At 46.1% G+C, this 21,837-nt stretch carries 26 protein-coding genes; 23 read left to right on the top strand and 3 right to left on the bottom strand.

What is annotated here, in order from left to right:
- Positions 1-65: 65 nt before the first annotated feature.
- Positions 66-587 (bottom strand): YslB family protein, encoded by a 522-nt coding sequence (locus MMY95_RS01260; protein ID WP_033099034.1) that lies wholly within the window; start codon positions 585-587, stop codon positions 66-68.
- A 199-nt stretch (positions 588-786) separates the two neighbouring features.
- Between MMY95_RS01260 and racE the strand changes: the two genes are divergently transcribed.
- From racE to MMY95_RS01290, 6 genes are all read left to right on the top strand, one after another.
- A complete protein-coding gene (gene racE, locus MMY95_RS01265; RefSeq protein ID WP_003644631.1) occupies positions 787-1,608 on the top strand; it encodes a glutamate racemase in 822 nt (273 codons plus the stop codon).
- Positions 1,601-2,209 carry an XTP/dITP diphosphatase gene (locus tag MMY95_RS01270; protein ID WP_003641531.1) on the top strand — a complete coding sequence of 203 codons (609 nt, stop codon included), beginning with the start codon at positions 1,601-1,603 and terminating at the stop codon, positions 2,207-2,209. The genes racE and MMY95_RS01270 overlap by 8 nt, the downstream gene beginning before the upstream one ends.
- Positions 2,206-2,724, top strand: coding sequence for a metallophosphoesterase (locus MMY95_RS01275; RefSeq protein WP_053267784.1), 519 nt, complete (start codon positions 2,206-2,208; stop codon positions 2,722-2,724). The genes MMY95_RS01270 and MMY95_RS01275 overlap by 4 nt, the downstream gene beginning before the upstream one ends.
- Positions 2,725-2,811: 87 nt before the next feature.
- Positions 2,812-3,303, top strand: a complete 492-nt coding sequence (gene cbpB, locus MMY95_RS01280) for a cyclic-di-AMP-binding protein CbpB (RefSeq protein WP_003641533.1) — start codon at positions 2,812-2,814, stop codon at positions 3,301-3,303.
- Positions 3,304-3,321: 18 nt separating this feature from the next.
- Complete coding sequence (gene dapD, locus MMY95_RS01285) at positions 3,322-4,032, top strand: 2,3,4,5-tetrahydropyridine-2,6-dicarboxylate N-acetyltransferase (protein ID WP_003641534.1); 711 nt, start codon at positions 3,322-3,324, stop codon at positions 4,030-4,032.
- A 17-nt stretch (positions 4,033-4,049) separates the two neighbouring features.
- Positions 4,050-5,204, top strand: a complete 1,155-nt coding sequence (locus MMY95_RS01290) for an N-acetyldiaminopimelate deacetylase (protein WP_053267785.1) — start codon at positions 4,050-4,052, stop codon at positions 5,202-5,204.
- 267 nt (positions 5,205-5,471) lie between these two features.
- On the opposite strand, the gene MMY95_RS01295 is transcribed toward MMY95_RS01290, so the two are convergent.
- On the bottom strand, positions 5,472-6,365 hold the full coding sequence (locus MMY95_RS01295) for a mechanosensitive ion channel family protein (protein ID WP_003641536.1): 894 nt from the start codon (positions 6,363-6,365) through the stop codon (positions 5,472-5,474).
- Positions 6,366-6,553: 188 nt separating this feature from the next.
- On the opposite strand from MMY95_RS01295, the gene MMY95_RS01300 reads away from it, so the two are divergent.
- The 3 genes from MMY95_RS01300 to MMY95_RS01310 all read left to right on the top strand — a co-directional run bounded on the left by MMY95_RS01300 (position 6,554) and on the right by MMY95_RS01310 (position 8,016).
- Positions 6,554-6,970, top strand: a complete 417-nt coding sequence (locus tag MMY95_RS01300; protein WP_003641537.1) for a DUF948 domain-containing protein — start codon at positions 6,554-6,556, stop codon at positions 6,968-6,970.
- A 2-nt stretch (positions 6,971-6,972) separates the two neighbouring features.
- Entirely contained in the window at positions 6,973-7,485 is a 513-nt protein-coding gene (locus tag MMY95_RS01305) for a YtxH domain-containing protein (RefSeq protein ID WP_003641538.1), read from the top strand.
- Positions 7,486-7,554: 69 nt separating this feature from the next.
- Complete coding sequence (locus tag MMY95_RS01310) at positions 7,555-8,016, top strand: MerR family transcriptional regulator (RefSeq protein WP_003641539.1); 462 nt, start codon at positions 7,555-7,557, stop codon at positions 8,014-8,016.
- 85 nt (positions 8,017-8,101) lie between these two features.
- On the opposite strand, the gene MMY95_RS01315 is transcribed toward MMY95_RS01310, so the two are convergent.
- Positions 8,102-9,211, bottom strand: coding sequence for a Xaa-Pro peptidase family protein (locus MMY95_RS01315; RefSeq protein WP_003644630.1), 1,110 nt, complete (start codon positions 9,209-9,211; stop codon positions 8,102-8,104).
- A gap of 263 nt (positions 9,212-9,474) precedes the next feature.
- Between MMY95_RS01315 and ccpA the strand changes: the two genes are divergently transcribed.
- From ccpA to MMY95_RS01385, 14 genes are all read left to right on the top strand, one after another.
- Complete coding sequence (gene ccpA, locus MMY95_RS01320; RefSeq protein ID WP_003641542.1) at positions 9,475-10,485, top strand: catabolite control protein A; 1,011 nt, start codon at positions 9,475-9,477, stop codon at positions 10,483-10,485.
- A 122-nt stretch (positions 10,486-10,607) separates the two neighbouring features.
- A complete protein-coding gene (locus MMY95_RS01325; protein WP_053267786.1) occupies positions 10,608-11,480 on the top strand; it encodes a TIM barrel protein in 873 nt (290 codons plus the stop codon).
- Complete coding sequence (locus tag MMY95_RS01330) at positions 11,473-11,793, top strand: DsrE family protein (protein ID WP_053267787.1); 321 nt, start codon at positions 11,473-11,475, stop codon at positions 11,791-11,793. The genes MMY95_RS01325 and MMY95_RS01330 overlap by 8 nt, the downstream gene beginning before the upstream one ends.
- Positions 11,794-12,010: 217 nt before the next feature.
- The gene (locus tag MMY95_RS01335; protein ID WP_003641545.1) at positions 12,011-12,739 is read left to right on the top strand and encodes a YebC/PmpR family DNA-binding transcriptional regulator; all 729 of its coding nucleotides are present in this window, start codon (positions 12,011-12,013) and stop codon (positions 12,737-12,739) included.
- A gap of 136 nt (positions 12,740-12,875) precedes the next feature.
- Entirely contained in the window at positions 12,876-13,796 is a 921-nt protein-coding gene (rbsK, locus tag MMY95_RS01340) for a ribokinase (RefSeq protein ID WP_053267788.1), read from the top strand.
- A 199-nt stretch (positions 13,797-13,995) separates the two neighbouring features.
- On the top strand, positions 13,996-14,970 hold the full coding sequence (comGA, locus tag MMY95_RS01345; RefSeq protein ID WP_053267789.1) for a competence type IV pilus ATPase ComGA: 975 nt from the start codon (positions 13,996-13,998) through the stop codon (positions 14,968-14,970).
- Positions 14,909-15,955, top strand: a complete 1,047-nt coding sequence (locus tag MMY95_RS01350; protein ID WP_053267790.1) for a type II secretion system F family protein — start codon at positions 14,909-14,911, stop codon at positions 15,953-15,955. Before comGA ends, MMY95_RS01350 begins: the two co-directional genes overlap by 62 nt.
- Positions 15,952-16,308 (top strand): competence type IV pilus major pilin ComGC, encoded by a 357-nt coding sequence (gene comGC, locus MMY95_RS01355; RefSeq protein ID WP_003641549.1) that lies wholly within the window; start codon positions 15,952-15,954, stop codon positions 16,306-16,308. Before MMY95_RS01350 ends, comGC begins: the two co-directional genes overlap by 4 nt.
- Positions 16,298-16,771 carry a type II secretion system protein gene (locus MMY95_RS01360; RefSeq protein WP_003644628.1) on the top strand — a complete coding sequence of 158 codons (474 nt, stop codon included), beginning with the start codon at positions 16,298-16,300 and terminating at the stop codon, positions 16,769-16,771. Before comGC ends, MMY95_RS01360 begins: the two co-directional genes overlap by 11 nt.
- Entirely contained in the window at positions 16,764-16,949 is a 186-nt protein-coding gene (locus MMY95_RS01365; protein ID WP_003641551.1) for a hypothetical protein, read from the top strand. The genes MMY95_RS01360 and MMY95_RS01365 overlap by 8 nt, the downstream gene beginning before the upstream one ends.
- Complete coding sequence (locus MMY95_RS01370) at positions 16,942-17,430, top strand: prepilin-type N-terminal cleavage/methylation domain-containing protein (protein WP_003641552.1); 489 nt, start codon at positions 16,942-16,944, stop codon at positions 17,428-17,430. The genes MMY95_RS01365 and MMY95_RS01370 overlap by 8 nt, the downstream gene beginning before the upstream one ends.
- 172 nt (positions 17,431-17,602) lie before the next feature.
- On the top strand, positions 17,603-18,652 hold the full coding sequence (locus tag MMY95_RS01375) for a class I SAM-dependent methyltransferase (protein WP_053267800.1): 1,050 nt from the start codon (positions 17,603-17,605) through the stop codon (positions 18,650-18,652).
- An 11-nt stretch (positions 18,653-18,663) separates the two neighbouring features.
- Positions 18,664-19,857 (top strand): acetate kinase, encoded by a 1,194-nt coding sequence (locus MMY95_RS01380; RefSeq protein WP_053267791.1) that lies wholly within the window; start codon positions 18,664-18,666, stop codon positions 19,855-19,857.
- A 319-nt stretch (positions 19,858-20,176) separates the two neighbouring features.
- Positions 20,177-21,562, top strand: coding sequence for an amino acid permease (locus tag MMY95_RS01385; RefSeq protein ID WP_015825719.1), 1,386 nt, complete (start codon positions 20,177-20,179; stop codon positions 21,560-21,562).
- Positions 21,563-21,837: the final 275 nt, after the last annotated feature.

Consider the following 21,837-nt stretch of genomic DNA (forward strand, 5'->3'; position numbering starts at 1 on the left):
AATAATGACTATATAAGGAAAACTATTTAACGTTGCAAAAAAGGGCGACCACGTGGCCGTCCTTTTTACTGTGCTTCTTCAGGTTGTTCGTCATCAAGTTCAACTTGAGGCCGCACGATTTCGATTGGTGTTGCGGGATCGTGATTGACGATTGGTTGATTGTGATCAATCGTAACTGAAATGCGCAGTCGCATGCGATTTTGGAACGTAATTTTAGCTTCACTCACACAGTTGGTGCGGAGCGCCGACTGCTCAGCTAGAAAGCCAGTTTCAAGCATAAAGTCTGGTGATTTGATCGTGGCGCTACGCCGAGCGACCGGCTCACCAGTCAATTCATACGTGATTAGATCATCCGTCGTTGTAATCACGACAAGGTGACCCCAGCCGGTTTGCTCAAAAAAGGTAACAAGATCATCATCACTAGCGACAGGAAACTGGCGTGCCAAGTCTTTACCCGCCCAGTAAAGGATGCCACTACTGTCATCACCCAATAACTTTGGTATTAAGGCATCTCGCAAGATTTCCACACTGAGGATGGAAGCTTTGATCGAGTTGCCCGCAAATTGAGAATAAAAGTCGTTCGTCATGATAATTCCTTTCCATGCAAAAAATCGTGGTATTCTAGCCACTGTATAATCATTATTATACCCCGTTTCCACCAATGTGTCGGTTTTTTTCAATTTATCAACGGAAACTTTACAATTTCGTCGCAATTGGTCTGGCTTGAAATCAATTTCAAAAAAGACCATAATAAAGTTTCAGAATTCAGTGAACGGAGATTTTAAAATGGCAAATGAACATGCAATTGGCTTCATGGATTCGGGGGTTGGCGGGTTGACTGTCGTCAAGCAAGCTTTGAAACAACTCCCGCGCGAAACAGTTTATTTTATTGGTGATCAGGCGCGTTTGCCATACGGTCCGCGACCAGCTGAACAAGTGCGAACTTTTTCTTTTCAGATGGCGGATTTCTTAATGGCAAAGCAGATCAAAATGCTCGTGATAGCTTGTAATACTGCGACCGCAGCGGCATTGCCGGCGTTGCGGCAGCAGTTGTCAATTCCCGTTATTGGGGTGATTGCGCCTGGTTCGCGGGCTGCGTTAAAAGCTTCTCATCGTAATCGAATCGGTGTGATTGCGACTGAGGGGACGATTCGTAGTAATGCTTATCGAGATGCTATCTTAACCAAAGATCCTACTGCGACGGTCGTTTCGCAGGCGTGCCCAAAGTTTGTGCCGTTGGTTGAATCGAATGAGTATCAATCAACGGTTGCCAAGCGGGTGGTTGCGGAAACGTTGAAACAACTAAAAAAACAAGACGTTGATACGCTTGTTTTGGGCTGCACACACTATCCATTATTGCGGCCACTTATTCAAAATGTGATGGGGCCTGGGGTGACCTTGATTGATTCTGGTGCCGAAACGGTGAACGATGTCTCGGCGGTACTCGATTACTTGGATATTGCTAACGATCGTTCTACTAAGCGTTATCCGGATGAGTACTACACGACGGGGGCGGCTGATCAATTCGAAGCAATCGCGCGGAACTGGTTGGGCCAACCGGACTTTCACGCACAACATATTGATTTAGGGAGTGAAGCGAATGACTAAACCACAAACATTGATCATTGCGACTAACAATGCCAATAAGGCGCGCGAGTTTAGCGCGATGTTGGCACCGTATGATATTACCATCAAAACGTTGGCTGATTTTCCAAATATTCCTGAAATTAAGGAGAACGGTATCACGTTTGAAGAAAATGCCACTAAAAAGGCGACGGTTGTGGTCGAAGCAACCGGATTACCGGCAATTGCGGATGATTCCGGCTTGATGGTCAAGGCGTTGCACGGTGATCCGGGAGTGTTTTCGGCACGGTATGCTGGTGATCATGATGATGCTGCGAATAATGCCAAGTTGTTAGCCAACCTTGGTGGCGTTCCTGAAGCGGAGCGGACCGCGACTTTTCATACGACCCTGGTTGCCCTTAAACCCAGTGGTGAGAAACTTGTCGTTAACGGTGAGTTAGCCGGCCGTATTCTGATTGCCCCCCGTGGTGACAATGGGTTTGGTTATGATCCGTTATTTTGGTCAAGTAAGTTTCAAAAATCCTTGGCGGAATTGACGCCAGCACAAAAAAATCAAATCAGTCATCGGGGTGCAGCCTTGCGACAACTGATGACTAAATTCGATGAATGGTGGGCGAAAGCATGAAATGTTTAGTAGTGAGTGATAGCCATGGCGATCGTGACGTGTTAGTTCGATTGCTTGATAAGTACCGCGGTCAGGTTGACGCCTTTTTTCACTGTGGTGATTCTGAATTACCGCATGATGACGCGGTTTTTCAAGAGATATTCACGGTTCAAGGAAATATGGATTTCGATGACGTGATTCCAAATGAAGTGAATCTAACTATTGATGAGGTGACAGTCTACATGACGCACGGTCACTTAGTCGGTGTGAACATGGGATTGGACCATCTATTAGCTAATGCTGAGGTGCACAATGCGACGCTGGCTTTCTTTGGTCACACGCATCAACTGGGTGTTGAACGACGAGGCGGCGTGGTCGTGCTTAATCCTGGTAGTATTACTTATCCGCGTGGTGAATTTGCACGTATCGGTGGCACCTACGCCATCGTGACAACGTCAGCCGCAGGTATCGACGTCCAATATTATGATCGGCAACTACAAGCGGTGCCAGAACTAAAATTTCATTTTGCTGATTAAAATGTGGTAAAAAAACTGATTTTTAGGGCTGTGCAAAGTGCTTTTGCGGTTAAAATAAAGGGATGGGCTTAGTGAAGGAGGCGCTGTATGTTAATTCAACCAGTTGAGGACTTATTGTCACGTAACGCCGACCATTATTTGATTCCGGCGGACGTGGTTGCCAACGTTCAAACTGATAATAATTTGTATCACGCGTTTTTAGTACTAACGAAGGTCAAGTATTCCAAAATTCCAGTACTTGATCATGGTGGTCACTTTGAAGGTTTAGTATCGTTGCCACTGATTACTGAACAAATGTTAGGTTTTGATCAACTGAATACTGAAATATTACTGCAAAAACGTGTCTGTGACGTAATGGAGACACAAGTTAAGACGGTTCATGATGTGGATGACGTTGAAGAGACGTTACACTTGATGATTGATAATCCGTTTGTTCCAGTCGTTGATGAACAGCAAATTTTTCAAGGAATTGTCACTCGTCGTGAATTCATGAAGAGTTTTAACTTTCTGACCCATGAAATCGGCAAACAATATGATATGATTGAGAAGGATTTTTCCACTAGTGAAAAAGCTAAATAAATTTTTGGAGGGTCTCCGATGGCAAAATTAGATGCACAATCAATTATTAACTACATTGGCAGTGCGAAAAAGAAAACACCCGTAAAAGTATACGTGAAGGGTGCTTTAGACCAATTAAACGTTCCAGCAGGCATCAAAACTTTCTTCAGTGGCAACGCTGGGGTATTATTCGGTGACTGGGCGGATGTTGAACCGTTCTTAAAGGCTAACGCTGCAAATATCGAAGATTATGAATTAGAAAATGACGCGCGCAATTCAGCCGTACCAATGGCAGATTTGAAGCAATACAATGCGCGGATCGAACCCGGTGCGATTATTCGTGACCAAGTATTGATTGGTGATAATGCCGTTATCATGATGGGTGCGGTGATCAACATTGGTGCCGAAATCGGTGAAGGCTCGATGATTGACATGGGTGCCATTCTTGGTGGTCGCGCAATTGTTGGTAAGAACTGTCATATTGGCGCTGGTACTGTGTTAGCTGGCGTGGTAGAGCCACCTTCGGCTAAACCAGTTCAAATCGATGACGACGTGCTGATCGGTGCCAATGCGGCCGTACTTGAAGGCGTGCATGTTGGTAAGGGTGCCGTTGTGGCTGCGGGTGCGATCGTCATTGAAGACGTCGCTCCTAACACCGTAGTCGGTGGGGTTCCTGCTCGTAAGTTGAAAGATATTGATGATAAGACTAAGAGCAAGACTGAATTAATGGCAGAATTACGGAATCTTTAATGGTGGAGGGATAAACAATGGTCTTACGGGAAACCGATCTAATTCCAATTTATCAACACTTACACCAAATTCCGGAAATCGGCTTACAAGAACATGAAACACAGGCTTATTTATTGTCGATTATTGGTAAGATGCCTCAAGAGTGGCTGACAATCAAAACCATTCCTACTTTGGATACGGCGATTTTAGTGAAAGTCAGTGGTTTAAAGCATGATTATCGAATCGGTTATCGAACTGACATCGATGCGTTACCAGTTACTGAAAATACGGGCTTACCATTTGCATCGACCCATCCAGGTGTCATGCACGCGTGTGGCCATGATATTCATATGTCAGTCGCGCTAGGAATCCTAAGCTACTTTGCAGAGAACCGACCTGCGACCGACATGGTTTTCATGTTCCAGCCGGCTGAGGAAAATGCCTCGGGTGGGCAACGCTTGTACGAAAGTGGTGCGCTAGATGGTGATTGGATGCCAGATGAGATTTTTGCATTCCATGACAATCCTAATTTACCAACTGGAGCGATCGGTTGCCGGATGGGCACGTTATTTGCGGGAACTTGTGAGATCCACGCACACTTAAGTGGTAAAAGTGGACACGCGGCTTACCCACATCAAGCAAACGACATGGTCGTCGCTGGTGCGGCGTTAGTCTCCCAGCTGCAGACGATTGTAGCGCGCAACGTGGACCCGATTCAAAGTGGTGTGGTGACATTAGGTCACTTTACTGCTGGCACGATTGGCAATGTGATTGCCGGTGAGGCCCAGATTGACGGGACGATCCGAGCGTTGACGCAGGAGATGAACATGCATATTCAGCGGCGGGTTCGGACGATTACTGAGGGGATTGGGCTCGCCTATGACTGCAATATCGATTTGAAGCTCAATCAAGGTGGTTATTATCCCGTTGAGAACAATGACGCAATCACTGCTGATTTTATCAAGTACATGCAGGAGGATGATGATGTCAACTTTATTGAAACGGAACCAGCAATGACTGGGGAAGACTTTGGTTATTTGATTCATCAGATTCCAGGGACAATGTTCTGGTTAGGGGTCGACAGTCCATATTCGTTGCACTCGGAAAACATGGTGCCGCACACGGCTGCCATTATGAGTGGGGTCAATGCGATGACCGGCTTTTTGACTCATCGGAATGCGTTACACAAATAAATTACAAAACGTACTGCGCTAACACGTGTCAGTACGTTTTTGAGTTTCAAGAATGCCGAGCGTTGCTGCAATTAATGGTTGGTTGTGACCGCACAATAGTTTTTGCCTGGTCACGTTAGGTTGCGAATGGGAATAACTAAAACTATTCCTGACAATAACAACGTGCGTCATGGTTCCCACCTGAAGAAATTTGTCAGATGAAAGATCAAGCCCGCACCGTGGCGCTCATTTCTGAGCAACCGCTGTGCGGGCTTGTGTTGGTTGAGCTTACTTGTGCGTTGGGGCGATATTTAAACGTGGCGAGGGGAGTTGAATTCCCGCTGCTCGGGCCGCGTTCAAGTAGGCGGCCAAAAAGTCGCGCTGAATTGCGAACTGCATGCCATTTTTGACGTAAAATTGTACTCGGAAGACCAACGTCCCATCGGCTTGTGTCGTGACGCCTTGAATGTCGGGCTCACCGATGATATCAGGATACTGAGGCACGAGGTCGGCATTAGTTTCGCGGACCACGTTAGTCAGATCTTGAACGGGAGTCGTTGTGAGAATGTAGAGGTCAATCAGCACGCGCATATCGTTACGCGACTGGTTGCTAATGATTAAAATCTTGCGATTGGGAATAAAGTTCAACGTGCCATCGGGACTCGTAACTTGAGTTGTCCGTAAACCGATTGCGGAGACGGTCCCCTCAATGGTTTCGATTTTGACGTAATCCCCAACGTCAATCTGATCTTCAAGAAGAATGAAGAACCCGGTGACAATGTCACTGACGAAGCCTTGGGCGCCTAAACCTAACGCCACACTGAAAATCCCAGCACTAGCAATCAACGTCCCCACGGGAACACCTAACACTGAAAGTACCGCATAGATGCCAAAAAACATGATGACGTAATGGTAGATATTTAATGATAATGTAAAAATCGTTGAAATCCGATTATTGGCAGTATCACTGGTATTAGCATTCGTTAAAAATAAGTGGTGGATCAGGCGTTTTCCTAGCCGATCAATCACCCAAAATAGTAAAATAAATAAAATGATTTCGAGTAGCTTGCCGCCAATATTAATAATAATTTGTTGCCAGTCAATTTTCTTAGCCAACTTCATCCACACCGAAACTTGTTTAGTCGGTGTGTCAACCGCTGCTAGGTTAATTGAATTAAACATATCTTCACCCTCGTTATTGTTGTCTGTTCACTAGTTTATCAGATTTGACGCGGGCAACCAAGTCGTGATCAAGTTATTGCGACCAAATGTGACTGGGCGAATGTTGTAAGCACTTTTTTAATTGCGGTATACTAAAGACAATGCTATGCTAGTTTTAATATCATGGCTGTTGAAGGAGGAATTTTAGGATGATTACACACATTGCGGGCATCATTGCCGCCATTGCGTTCTTATTATTAGTATGCTTTATCGGGATTTTCTTAATGCGGATTACTAAAACGATGGGGGAAGTCAACCGTAGTTTAAATAATATTACGGATGATGTTGACGCCTTGTCACATGAGACTGAAAAAATCATGGCAAATGCCAATGAACTCTTAAAGGATGTTAACGGCAAAGTTGCAACAATTGATCCAGCGTTTCAAGCGATGGGCGACTTAGGTCAGAGCGTCTCTGACTTAAATGCTGCGACTCGAGACTTAACAGCCAAGATTGGCAAGAACAATGAGAAGCGGAGCAAGTTCTCCAGCGCAAGCAAGGTCGGCAAAGCCGCTTTTGATGTCTATCGTAATCGACGTTCAAAAAATAATAGTGAGGAGTCTTAATTATGTCGAAAAAGGGATTCTTATTAGGTGTTGTTTTAGGTGGTGCAGCGATTGCTACCGCCGTTATGAAGATGGATGATGATAAAAAGGCTGAATTGAAAGCTAAAGCACAGCAAGGAATTGCCGATTTTAAGGATCGGGCAATCGACTATGCGTTCTATGCCAACGATGCTGCTGAAGACTTCAAGGCTGAAGCTGGGCAACAATTTGAAGATACAAAGCGAAAAGTGGCCGATTTTGCTGACCAGTATCAAGCCGCTAAGCAGGAAACGGGTGAAAGCTTTGGCTCAAGTCTTGACCAAGCTACGGATAGTTTACGGTCTGAATTAGCTAAGGTCGAAGATGATGAAGGTGATGATGAAGATATCGTCATTGATGGTGGAGCTGCTTATCAAAAAGCTGGCGAGGACGAGAAGACTTCAGCGCCCGTACCAGAATCAGCACCTGCTAAGGACGCAACACCTGCGAAGTCTGATGATGAATCGACAACGGATGAATCGTCACCAGCCAAGTAAGCTGACAGCGATAAGATAGGACACTGAGCAAGTGCTCGGTGTCCTATCTGCTTTTGAGGAGGAATCACATTGTATTCAATCGGAGCGGTCGCCAAAAAGACCGGTATTTCAAGTTATACACTGCGCTATTATGATAAGGCGGGCTTAACGCCCTTTGTGAAGCGTGATAAGCAGGGCCGCCGGGTCTTCAATGATGAAGACTTGGATTCACTGGCATTGATTCGTTGTCTTAAGCAGACCGGGATGCCGTTAGAGGATATTCGACAATTTATTAGTTGGTGTGCCGATGGGGATGGAACGATTGATCAACGGCTAGCAATGTTTGAAGAGCAACGCCAGGCTGTTGAAGCGCAAATCCATCAATCCTTGTTGAATTTGCAAAAAGTCAATCATAAGATTGATGTTTATCGGCGTGCGAGTCAGGCGGGGAGTGAAGCCGCGGTTGACTGTGACGTGCTGCCACTGAAAACGACGGCGGCACTGTTAGCCGAAGTGGCTGATTATGAAACCGAACATCCGCTACCGGAATAACACTAAAAGCAAGTACCAGTCAACGCTAGGTAAAAAAAGAGGGCCGTCACGGATTATGTCGTGACGGCCCTCTTGACGTTTTTAATTAAAGATCTAATACTTTTAATTCTTTTGGCGTATGGGTAAATGGCTTAAAGCCTTCCTTAGTAACGACCCCACAGTCTTCGATTCGAACACCAGCTACGCCGGGAATGTAGATTCCAGGTTCTACTGAGAAGCACATGCCTTCAACGAGTGGCATGTGGTTACCAGCCATAATCGAAGGAAATTCGTGGTCAGTTTGGCCGATTCCGTGACCTAACCGGTGAATGAAGTATTCGCCATAGCCCGCTTTGGTGATGATATCGCGTGCGATTTTATCGACATCTTCGGCTGCCATGCCTGGTTTAATGGCTGCCTGAGCAGTCAAGTTGGCTTCCAGACAGACGTCAAAGATTTCCTTTTGCTTGGCACTCGGTTGGCCATAAGCAATTGTCCGGGAAGCATCAGAAGCATAGCCTTCATACATGACGCCGAGGTCGAATAGCACTAATTCATTTGGCTTGACTTGGGTTTCGTTAGTTGCACCATGGGGGTTGGCGGCATGTTCACCAGCTTGGACTAAAGTGTCGAAACTCATTTCCATAATTCCCTTTTTCATTAAGGCATACTGTAATTCGGCAGCAATCTGTTGTTCGGTGCGACCCGCCTTGACAGCAGCAAATCCTTGTTCAAAAGCAAAGTCGGCCCATTTACCGGCAATGTTTAGTTTTTCAAGTTCATCAGCTGTTTTGACCAGCCGTAATTGCTGAATATAAGGTGATAGATCCTTATCGAAGTGGGCAGCTGGAAATTGCTGTTTGAGCGCGGTAAAGCGGTCTAACGTCAAGTTTCCCGTTTCAAGGGCCCAAACTTTAGGATCAGTCAATTGTGCGTGAATGTGATCAGCAATTAGCGCGTATGGATCTTCATGGTCGAGGTAGCCGAAAACTTTGTAAGGCCAGCCCATCTCCTTGATTGCTTCAACTTCGAGAGCGGGTGCAAAGAGAAATGGTTCCGCATCCGCGAAAACAAACAGTGCTAGCGTCCGTTCGTAGGGGTTGCTCTCAAAACCAGTCAAATATGAAATTGTGTGAAAGTTACTGATGTAGGTCACGTCAACGTGATTGTCTTGGGTCCATTGACGGACTTGTTGCAGTTTCGTATAATCTGTCAATTCAAACACTCCTTAGATAAAATAATAGATAATAATACTAGTATAGCGCTGTTGATGATAAAAAGCTGAGAATAATGAGCCCAAAATAACAATCTTCGTGTGGTAAATCTTGCATTTTGAAAACAAGTACGGTATTATTTTCATGAAAGCGATTTCAATAACAATCTTAAGTTGCATTGGAAGCGTAATTTTGCTATATTGGTTGATGTTGCATGAAAACGGATGAAAACATATGATACCAAGCAAGAAAGGGCTATTTTTATATGGAAAAACAAACAGTAACAATTTATGATGTGGCACGCGAAGCGGCGGTTTCAATGGCCACAGTTTCACGAGTCGTCAATGGTAATCCCAACGTTAAACCCGCAACGCGTAAAAAGGTACTAGCTGTCATCGAACGGTTAGATTACCGGCCTAACGCAGTTGCACGAGGGTTAGCAAGTAAGCGTTCAACTACGGTCGGGGTAATCATCCCGGACGTGACCAACATTTATTTTGCGGCGTTAGCACGCGGGATTGATGATATTGCGATGATGTACAAGTACAATATCATTTTAACGAACTCCGATGATGCGGGTGAACAAGAAGTCAACGTGTTGAATACGTTGATGGCTAAGCAAGTTGACGGGGTCATCTTTATGGGTAACCATATTGATGACAAGCTCCGGGCTGAATTCAAACGGGCCAAGGCACCAGTTGTTTTAGCTGGGACGGTTGATCCGAACAATGAAACGCCAAGCGTTAATATCGACTACGCTGCAGCTGTTGAAGAAGTGGTCACTAACTTAATTGCACGTGGTCACAAGAAGATCGCGTTGGCTTTAGGCTCATTGTCACAATCAATCAACGCTGAATACCGACTGACGGGTTACAAACGGGCCTTAACCAAGGCTAAGATTCCGTTTGACGACGCCCTCGTTTATGAAGCGGGCTACTCATATGATGCTGGGCGGAAGTTACAACCAGTCATTGCGGATAGTGGCGCTACTGCGGTATTCGTTGGGGACGACGAAATGGCGGCTGGTCTTATCAACGCAAGTATGGAATCCGGGATCAACGTTCCAGATGACTTGGAAGTTGTGACGAGTAATGATACGATTATTACCCAAATCACGCGTCCAGCCATTACCTCGATTACCCAACCATTATATGATATTGGTGCGGTTGCCATGCGGATGTTAACTAAGTTGATGAACGATAAAGAACTTGACGAGAAGACGGTCACCTTGCCATACGGCATTGTTCGGCGGGGCTCAACCAAGTCTGCTGATTAAGTTCGGTTGTCTGCCAGCTAGTGACGTTGGCATAATTTAGAACGATAGCGTTATACTAGGTTTGGAATATTTATTCCAAGCCTTTTTTGGTTTTGGAATGCGTGAAAGGATGAGTTAAACGGATGACACAACTAATAATGCGGCCACGGCCCGGAAAAATTAAGTTAGGCTTGAAGGCGTCCCAAGCACCCGCACAATTAATGGATCGTTTGCAATACCGGCCCGAAGTATTTGAATTTTTTACGAGTGCCACGGACTTTGAACCGGAAGCATTTCAGACACTTAAAACAGCTGTCCAATTTGTAAAGACAACTGTCACCGAGCAAATTGTGATTCATCACCCTATGAGTTATCAAGGCGTTCATCTTGATCAATTGCTTGATCCACATCGTGAAGCTGCGGCGTACCAATTCCTACAAACGAGTACGGCCCAGTTACTTGCGTTGGCGACGGAATTGGATGTCAAGGTGCTCGTACACGGTGGCTATGGTAGCGACAGTGGGCGCTTGATCGATGAGTATGAGTCCTTGCAGGTTGCACGTGACGTGGTCTTTGAGCGGTTGGATAATTTGGTTCGTCAGGCGAGTGGACATGTCGTGATTGAAAATGGGGTAACGGCAAGTTTTATGTATGGTAATCCCCAGTTAGATGAGCGTATCATTCAGCATCATTATCCGCTGGTTTGTGATTTGAGCCACGTCTTCATTGCGCTGCACGGTGATATGGAATTGACCATGTTGGCTTTGAAGCGGCTGGCTCCACTCATTCAACATTATCATTTGGTTGATTCGATGGGGACGCGGCACGATAGTTTACCTTTAGGGCAGGGACTGATTGACTGGCAGCGGGTGTTACCAGTCCTCAACCCGCACGCTACCATGATTTATGAAGTGCCGGATGAAACGGATGCGACCTGCGCTAACATGTTGAGTAGCTATCACTATCTACGCGCACTCGAACTGCGGTCGATCGAGGGAGGACAAGCGAATGACTAACTTAGTAGTCCATGTCGACGAGCCGGCTAAGGTCGCAACGGCCATAAGCAATGTGCAGAATTTTTTGGCAGCCCGGCCAACTAGTACGGTGGTGGTTGTGGTCAACGGGCCCGCTATCACGACGCTGGCAACTGGTGCCTGGGAGCCATTACAACAGACGTTACCGCAAGTTGAGATTGATGCTTGCCATAATGCCATGGTGAGTCATCAAATGACTGCGGCCCAACTTCCTGCCAGTGTGACGGTCGTTCTCGCTGGTGTGGTGCGAATCGTGGACTTGCAAGCTGTGGGTTACGCATATTTACGGCCATAACACCAGTTTATCGTGGTTGTGGTTGTCATTAGCAAACTGAAATTTCAAATCTGAAAGAGAGTCCAATAACGAAACTGGTTCATTAGATTTGCAATAAAAATCGCAGAACTTGGACGCCCTTGGTTCTAGTGCTTGAAATCGCTCGCTTTTTTTGCTATCATACTTTACGTATGTTTATCTACTAAACTGAAAATAAATATGAAAGAAGGAGTCACACATGTCAGGACATTCAAAATGGCATAACATTCAAGGACGTAAGAACGCCCAAGATGCTAAACGTGGGAAAGTCTTTCAAAAGATTTCCCGTGAACTTTATATGGCTGTAAAAGCCGGGGGTCCTGATCCAGATTCTAACGCGCAATTGCGGTTAGTTATGGATAAGGCCAAAGCTGCCAACATGCCTAAAGACAATATTAAACGGGCGGTTGATAAAGGTAGTGGCTCCGGTGCGGAGAACTACGAAGAAGTTACTTACGAAGGCTACGGCCCTGGTGGTATCGCCGTTCTGGTTCACGCATTAACTGATAACAAAAACCGGACTGCTGCGGCGGTTCGTTCAGCGTTCACGCATCATGGTGGGGCCTTAGCCGCAACTGGTGCGGTTAGTTACATGTTTGATCGTAAGGGTTACATCGTGATCAGTCGCGAAGATTTAGATACCGACGAAGATACGATGTTGATGGACGTTTTAGATGCTGGTGGCGACGATTTACAATCAAGCGACGAAGCGTTTGAAATTTACACTGATCCTAAACAATTAGCTGCCGTTCGTGATGCCCTCGAAGCTAATGGTTACAAGTTGGAAACAGCTGAATTAACCATGATTCCTGAAAACTTAACGGACGTTCCTGCTGATAAAGTGGAAAAGTTACAACACATGATTGATGAATTGGAAGATAACGACGACGTATCAGAAGTATACGAAGCTGCTAACTACCCAGATTAATGATGAAAAGACGTGGTTCTTTGATGATAAATCAAGAACCACGTTTTTTATTGCTTAAAATATTAGTAAAACAAGTGCGTCGAACAGGCCAGTTTGCTAAAATTAGAGCAGTTGAATACTGAAGGGACGAATAATCATGAATAAAGTAACCGTACTAGGTAGTTTGAATGTTGATTCGATTTTGCGTTTCAAGCGTTTTCCTAAGCCTGGTGAAACGCTACCACTGACTGGTAAGAGTGTCGCTGGTGGGGGTAAAGGGGCTAACCAAGCCATCGCAGCCGCGCGCGCTGGTGCCCAAACGACTTTTATCGGTAAAGTTGGTACTGATCAGGAAGGGGCCTTTATGGTGCAGCAGTTGACGAATAGTGGTGTTAATGACCAATATGTTCAACATAGCAATGTGGCTAGTACCGGCTCAGCTTTCATCTTGTTAGATAGTAGTAGTGAGAACCGTATCTTAATCGATGGTGGAACTAATCAGCAGGTTACGGCCGAAGATGTCGAACGGGCCCAACCCGCAATTAGCGCTAGTACTTTTTTGATTGCACAGTTTGAAACGCCGATTGCAGCAACGATTCGAGGGTTTGAATTGGCTCAGGCTGCTGGGCAAAAAACGATTTTAAACCCGGCACCAGCTACGACGACGGTGCCCGCAGAATTACTAGCGACGACCGACTTAATTGTTCCTAACGAAACTGAGACGGAAACCTTGACTGGCGTGCACATTACTGATGAGCAATCGATGATTCAGGGCGCACAGAAGTTGCAGGCGCTGGGCGTTGCTAACGTGATCATTACCGTTGGGAGTAAAGGCGCTTTCTGGATGCGCGGTGCTGAGCACGGCTTCGTCCCAGCTTATAAGGTTGAGGCCGTTGACACGACTGCAGCTGGGGACACCTTTATTGGTGCACTCAGTTCGGTCTTAATGCCAGACTTTAGTAATTTGGCCGCTGCGGTACGGTTTGCCAACCGGGCATCTTCGCTAGCTGTTCAAAAATTGGGTGCACAACCATCGATTCCAACTAAGGAAGCCATTGAAGCGGCTGAGCGGGCCTAACGCCTTAATTGGTTTATATCGGGGCGCTTATAACGCCGCATGTTAGGATTGCAAATGAAAATATGCGATGACAAGCTGTTCTGGAAATAATTTGATATTTCTGGAACAGCTTTTTTGATGCCAAAATAAATGTCATTTTTTTCGTGGAAAGTGGTCGTTGTTACGAAACTAATGATTGAAAGGAGCGTGACCATGATAAATGGTGATTGAAGCAGAGTTGAACGAAATCATTCAGGCAGCCGTGAATCAGCGTGCCAGTGATATTTATTGGTTACCCACGGTAGAAGGGTATCAGGTGTTAGTGCAAGCAGCAGGCAGTTTGCGGGCACTTACTCAGATTACAACTGAGTTGGCCCAGCAATTGATGAATCACATCAAATACCGTAGTAACATGGCGATCAGTGATCATCGGCGGCCCCAATTAGGGGCGATGACGTTAACATTGGCAGAGCAAACTTTAAATTTGCGAATCTCGGCAGTTGGCGACTTTTTGGACCGTGAGTCGTTGGTTGTCCGGTTGTTGTATGAAGGTTCGGCCCAAAAATTGAGCTATTTGGTCCCACAGCAACGGCAGCAATTGAGTCAATTAATGCGACGAACGGGATTGATCTTATTTTCCGGGCCGATGGGTTCTGGCAAAACTTCCACGATGTATGATCTTGTGCGGCAGCTTCGTGGCCAACGGCTAGTCATGACGATCGAAGATCCGGTTGAAATTTATGAACCACAATTTTTACAACTACAAGTAAACGCGCCGGCCCAGATGGCGTATGGCGACTTACTGAAGGTCGGGTTACGCCACCATCCCGACGTCTTTATTATTGGTGAGATTCGTGATGCCGAAACGGCTCGGATTGCGGTACAGGCAGCGCTAAGTGGTCACTTAGTTTTAAGTACTATTCATGCGCGCGGTGTCTACGGGATTATCCCCCGGTTGACGCAATTGGGAGTGGAAGCCGCTGTTTTGGAGCAGGCTTTAACTGCAATGTCCTATCAGCGCCTCGTACCAGTGACGGATGGCAGCGTGGCGACGATTTTCGATACGGTCGTGTTACCGCATGCAATGCCCAAAACGTCGCAAATGATGACTGAAAGGTGGGCGGAGTTAATTGATGAACAATTGGCAGCGGGCCGTCTCGATCATGCGACGGCCAATCAACTTAAGGAAGCGTAAACGGCTTCCGATTGCTATGCAGGCGAAGCTGTTTGAAACGCTAGCCGACTTGCTAGGCAACGGCTTCTCGTTTCAGCAAGCCTTTCAATTTACATTGGATGTAGAAGGACCGGCCTTTCAATCCTTGCAGCCCGCGCTGGGGCGTTTAGCCGCGGGTGATGATTTGTCTATGGCGCTGCGTCCATACATTGCGGTGGACTTGTATTACCAGTTCTTAATTGCTGAGACTCATGGTGAATTACGCCGGACCTTGATGCAGGCAGGTCAATTAATGCGAGCGCGTGCTGAACAGGGACGCCAAATTCGGCGGTTGTTACAGTACCCTTGTCTGCTGTTAATTCTACTGCTGGGAACTTTAGGCACGGTCAAAGTTGCGATTTTACCGAGTCTTGCTCATGGTGGTAATGGTAGTGGGACAATCGCGAATTGGCAATGGTTTAGCGGTATCACGGTCATTACCTTGGTGATTTGCTTATTGCTGGTTGGCCTTCAAGTTAGCCGATTACCCATTCGGCGGCGCTATCAGTGGTTGGCTCAAGTCCCCTTGATTGGTCCCCTGATCAGAAACTACTGTGGTTACTATTTAAGCCTTAATGCGGGTATGCTGCTGACTGGTGGTTTAGGGATTCGTGGCATTTGTGAAGTCAGTCAGCACTTTCAAACTAAGGCGCTGATTTATCAGCAAGGGCAGGTTATCGAACGGGCGTTACTGACTGGGACTTCGTTAGTCACAATTATCCAGGAGGACCGATTATTACCTGATGAGTTAGCGCTACTGGTCGGCAAAGAGAGTCCGGCAGAACAGTTAAGTCAGGAATTACTATACTTTGCAACTTTGCAGTACGAACGCTTGATTCGACAGTTGAACCGGATGATTGGTTGGATTCAACCCATCATGTTTGGCATTATTGCACTCGTCGTTGTCGGCACATACTTGAGTTTGTTATTACCGATGTATCAATCAATGGGGGAGATTTTAAAATGACATTATTAATGAAACGCTTGATGAAAAAAACGGCAGCACCACAGCGCGGTTTTACCTTAATTGAAATGGTGATCGTATTGGCGATCATCAGTCTCTTGATGTTGATCGTGGTGCCCAATTTGAATCAACAACGTAAACAGGCGGCTGGTCGCCAACAAGAAGCCCTGACTGAAGTTGTTCAAAATCAGGCTGAAATGTATGCGAATGATACGGGTAAGACCGTCACGGATGACGACGCAATGTTAGAAGAACTTCGGAACAAGGGATATATTAACGATGGTCAATATAAGCAGGCTAAGTCACAGGGCATTAGTCCGGTACGGCCGCAACCACAAAAAGTAGTTGGTGGTTAAGCGACAGGGATTTACCTTAATCGAAACGGTAGCGGTCTTGGCGATCGTGGCTAGTGTGGCGGTGATTGCTGTGCACCGTTTTCCCACACGGCAACGCCAACAGAATGCGGAACAGGCTTTCTGGCGGGAGTTACAAACGATGTGGCAGCAACAGACCTTAACCGCTAGTGTGACGGGTCAGCCCCAGGTCGTGAGCTTTCGTGGCACGGAAGTCGTGACTTGGGGTGGCAAGCGGGGGCGGCCTATCAGTGGCCCACAGTGGCATCTCCCACTGCCTGCAACATTAAAAACAGAGCGCGGTCGTGATATTCAAATCCAGAAAAATGGGCATCCACAGCTAGCAGTGGTTATTTTCAAGTCGCAATTACAGCCGAAGCAGAAAATCAAACTGAATGCTTTGATGGGGTGGGGGGCCTATAAAGTCACACATGTTAAAGACGCGAATGGGTTTTTTGATGATTGAAACGATTACCGCTCTGGGGCTATTGATGGGTGGTTTGATTGGGTTTGAAAGTTTAGAGATTATGATGCAGTCACATGAACGCCAGACCTTGCAGGCGATTCAGACGGCCAGAAAACAATATGAAGACCGGCAACGTCAGCAGCTATTATCCAGGATACCGGAGCAAGCACATGATTAGGCGGCGCGGTTTTACGTTAATTGAAGCCGTTGTGTCGTTAGCAATCGTGGCCGTAGTGCTGACGACGCTTTTTCAGGGGCAGCGCAATTTGGCCCGGCGCACCCAAGTGGATTTGCCAACAGTGGATTGGTATTTGATGCTTCACGAGCTTGAAAATCCAGATCACCATTTTGTGGTGGACCATATTTCCGATGAGGGTGGTCTGACGCCGGGAAAAGCCGTTCATTTGGTTAATACGGTCACCGGCAAACAGTATTTATTGACTTATTATCATATCCTACATCGAATCGGATTGCGTCACTATGGTGGTGGTGAAATCAATCTGATGCAGGGCGTTCGGCAATTTCACGTGGCCGATGATTTGACCCTGACGATGACGACTGATAAGGGGATTCATTTTCAAGCCCAATTACTGTTACCAGATCGGAGGACAATGGTAGATGAGGAAGCGACGCGGAACGATCCTGCTTTCGGTGATTAGCTTATTGTTAATTGGTGGGGCGTTTGAAACCCAACGATACGTTAATTTTCAGTCTCGCCAGACGTTATATCGCTTAATTTTACAATCCTATGAGCACCCTTATCAGCATAATTCGCTCCCTTGATTGGTGAGTGAATCCCGTGACTTGAACTTAACGCGTAAAATCAGTAATATGGTTAAGGATTACAGATTTTGCGGGAGGGTGAGTATTCTGGCACAAGCAGAAACCGAGACGCTTTTTCAGGTCTTAGATCAATCAGTTCAAGTTTTGATGCAACAACTATCCGTTTCTTACGTGGATGCGCTCATTGAGACTGGCGATAATTTATTAAGCCAATCCGTACATGTTGAGGATGGCAAGCCAAATCCGGAACAGACGGCAGCTTTAACAAAGCTCTATCAAACGATCGACTTAAAACAATTGGACGCCGAAACAATTCGGCGTGCGCTTCAGTTGGCCTTACTAAAGGCGATTCATAATGATCACGTTGATCCAAACCATCAAATGACACCAGATTCGATTGGACTGTTAACGGCATACTTGATTGCTAAGTTAGTTGGATCGACGACTGATTTGTCAATTTTGGATATTGCTGTCGGGACTGGTAACTTATTAACTACGGTCATAAATCAGTTGCAGACGGACCGGCCACGTCCGATTCAGGGTTACGGAGTCGATAATGATGATAATCAGTTGGCAATCGCCGCGATGAGCATGGATCTCCAACAATCAGCAGTGGAGTTGTTTCATCAAGACGCAATTGATCCCCTGGTCATGCCGAAAACGACCGTTGTAATTGGTGATTTGCCAGTGGGGTACTACCCATTGGATGACCGTGTCCAAGGTTTTCAAACGAAAGCGACGAATGGTCATTCTTACATTCATCATTTGATGATGGAGCAAGCGATGGCTCATTTGTTACCGGGCGGCTGGGGTGTTTTCCTTGTTCCAACGACGATTTTTCAGTCGCAAGAGTCTCAAGGACTGTTAAAATGGATGAGCACTGCGGCTTACCTCCAAGGTCTGTTGAACTTGCCGACTAACCTTTTTCTTGATGAAAAATCACGAAAATCAATTGTTGTTTTACAGAAACATGGACAACGGGCCCACCAAGCAGGTAAAGTATTACTAGGCGACTTTCCATCATTTGAGGATCAACGTGCCTTTCAAGCGTTTACCGCTCAAATTGATGCGTGGGTCGACCAGAATATTATTCGCTAGGAGTGTGTCGTTTGGGGAAGACCATTGCCATCAACGCTGGTAGTTCGACGTTGAAATTTAAGTTATTTGAAATGCCACAGGAACGGGTGATTGCACAGGGCGCTGTTGAACGAATTGGATTCAAAACTTCACCGGTCAATATTCGCTATGGCGTTGATCATCATTACCAAGAGAAAGCCGTAGTCGCGGACCATTTGGCTGCCGTGAATATCGTTTTGGATGAGTTAATTAAATTGCGAATTATTGACTCATATGATGAAATTACTGGGGTCGGTCATCGGGTCGTTGCCGGTGGCGAGCAATTCCATGATTCAGTTTTAATCACCGACCAAGTGCTTAAGCAGATTACGGATCTGGACGAATATGCGCCATTGCATAATCCGGCTAATGCGGTCGGTATTCGTGCTTTCAAGCGGGTACTACCACATGTGCCCGCGGTCGCTGTCTTTGATACGGCGTTTCATGCAAGTATGCCGGCGGTTAACTATCTATACTCGTTACCGTATGATTACTATCAACGATATGGTGCTCGCAAGTTTGGCGCTCATGGAACGAGCCATCGCTACGTCGCGGTGCGAGCAGCTAAATTATTGGGCCGACCGCTCGAAACGTTGAAGCTGATTACGTTGCATTTAGGTGCGGGAAGTTCGATTACGGCGATTGATCATGGACAGTCACTAGATACCTCGATGGGATTTACGCCGTTAGCTGGTATTACAATGGCAACGCGCTCGGGCGATGTGGATCCGTCGCTGGTTGCTTATCTCATGAAAAAGCTTAATATTAGCGATCCTGATGAAATGTTAACGATTTTGAATACGCAGTCAGGCTTACTGGGGCTAGCTGGTTCTGCAGATATGCAGGAGCTCGAGGCACGTTATGATGAGGACTCACAGGCTCAGTTAGCTATTGATATTTTTGTCAATCGGATCGTTAAGTATGTCGGTGCTTATTTGGCTGAGCTACAAGGTGCGGATGCATTAGTGATAACGGCTGGTATCGGTGAACGGGATGCACGGATGCGACAACGAATCGCGGATCGGTTGACCTACTTTGGCGTCGCGATTGACCCGACTAAGAATCAAGTCAGTGGTGTCGAACGGGACCTGAGTACGACCGATGCGAAGATTCGGACGTTACTCATTCCTACTGATGAAGAACTTATGATTGCCCGCGATGTTGAGCGCGTGGCTCAGAATCAGTGATCAGCATCGTTTCAATATGATTAAGGTTGTAAAGAGGCACGCGGATGAAAATCCGGGTGCTTTTTTAGATGCTGAAGTGAAAGTTATTCATGTTAGTATGCGTTGCCTTCACTTTATTCACGTAGCGGGAGCGTTCACTGGTTTAGTCAACTAACAAAGCTGAATCCCAGCCATGCAAGTTAGCAAACGCTTACGCGTACATAAGATGAATTTCGCTAGCAAACAATGGTATAGTCCAATCATGTGATTTTCTTAAGCGTGGCCTTTTGAATGCTAGGAATTTGGCCGCTATAATAATTTCAAGGGGAGTGCAAAGATAATGACGAAAGAAAATTCACAGCCTGCGACGGAACAACTCTCGCGAGGCTTAAAAAGCCGCCATGTTCAATTAATTGCCATCGGCGGCACGATTGGGACCGGACTGTTCTTAGGGGCCGGTCAATCTATCCACTTGGCGGGGCCAGCGATCCTGATCGCATACTTAGTGACCGGTTTAGTGTGCTTTTTATTAATGCGGGCGTTAGGTGAACTACTGTTATCTGACCTTCATACGCATTCTTATATTGATTTTATTAAGCAATACTTAGGTGATAAGACCGGCTTTGTGGCTGGATGGACGTATTGGGTTTGCTGGATCACGATTGCGATGGCCGAAATTACGGCTGCTGGTGAGTATATGCAGTTTTGGTGGCCTAAGTTACCGCAATGGCTTCCGGGGCTGATTATCTTGATTTTATTGCTGGGCTTGAATTCTATTAATGTCTCAGCGTTCGGTGAAACTGAATTTTGGTTTGCGATTATTAAGATCGCTGCTATCTTGGCATTAATTGCTGTTGGGATTGGCATGGTCTTGTTTAGCGTTAAGACCCCTGTGGGCCACGCCAGCTTAACCAATTTGGTTAGTTATGGCGGTTTTATGCCACACGGAATCAAAGGCTTAGTGCTTTCTTTCCAGATGGTCCTGTTCAGTTTTATTGGGATCGAGATGGTCGGCATGACAGCTTCTGAGACGGCTGATCCGAAGACGGTGATTCCCAAAGCAATCAATGATATTCCCGTGCGGATCATTCTGTTTTATGTTGGGTCACTATTCTTTCTAATGTGTATGTACCCGTGGCAATACTTTTCAGCGGCACACAGCCCGTTCGTACAAGTATTCACCAATTTGGGAATTCGTTCAGCGGCTGCGATTATCAACTTCGTAGTGCTCACGGCGGCCGCTTCTAGTTGTAATAGTGCGTTATTCAGTACCGGGCGGATGTTATTCTCACTAACGTATGATGGCAAAAGCAAGTTTGCCAAACGAATGGGGACACTATCGACCCGCCAAGTTCCCCGCAATGCGTTATGGTTCTCGACGCTGGTGATTGGGTTGTCAGTAATTCTAAACTTACTGATGCCTGGGAAAGTCTTCTCGCTGATTGCGAGTGTATCGACTACTTGTTTTATCTTTATTTGGGGCGCAATCGTCGTCGCACATATCAAGTATCGACGTCAAGCGGGCAGTCAGGCTAAAGTGAAATTCCGGATGCCACTGTTTCCGTTATCTGATTACTTCATTCTAGTGTTCTTAGCTTTTATCGCTGTTGTTCTCTGTCTGAAGTTTGAAACGTTAATCGCGTTACTCGTGTCAGCGGTCTGGGTGGTTGGCTTATACATTGTCAAGATCGTTAGTGACCGAATTCGTCAACGGACACACGACTAGTCAGCAATAACCAGGAGTGCTGATTGGCTATCAAGTAGGTTAACTAATGGGATTTATGAAGTGCACTTAACTCTGCCGATTGCAGTTAAGTGCACTTTTTGACGATATTAGCTAGATTTGTGAATATGGGTTGGTCATAAAACATGGTTCCAGTGCTGACAAAGCAATAAACTTAAAACTGTTCTAGTGTCTTTTAGAACGGTGCGCGGTACAATGATAAATGACTAACGCGTTGTGTCAGGTGTTCTTTAAAATGGTTCATGATTAATACGTGC

The organism is Lactiplantibacillus sp. ME-2 (assembly GCF_022549155.1).
Taxonomy (GTDB): Bacteria; Bacillota; Bacilli; order Lactobacillales; family Lactobacillaceae; genus Lactiplantibacillus; species Lactiplantibacillus plantarum.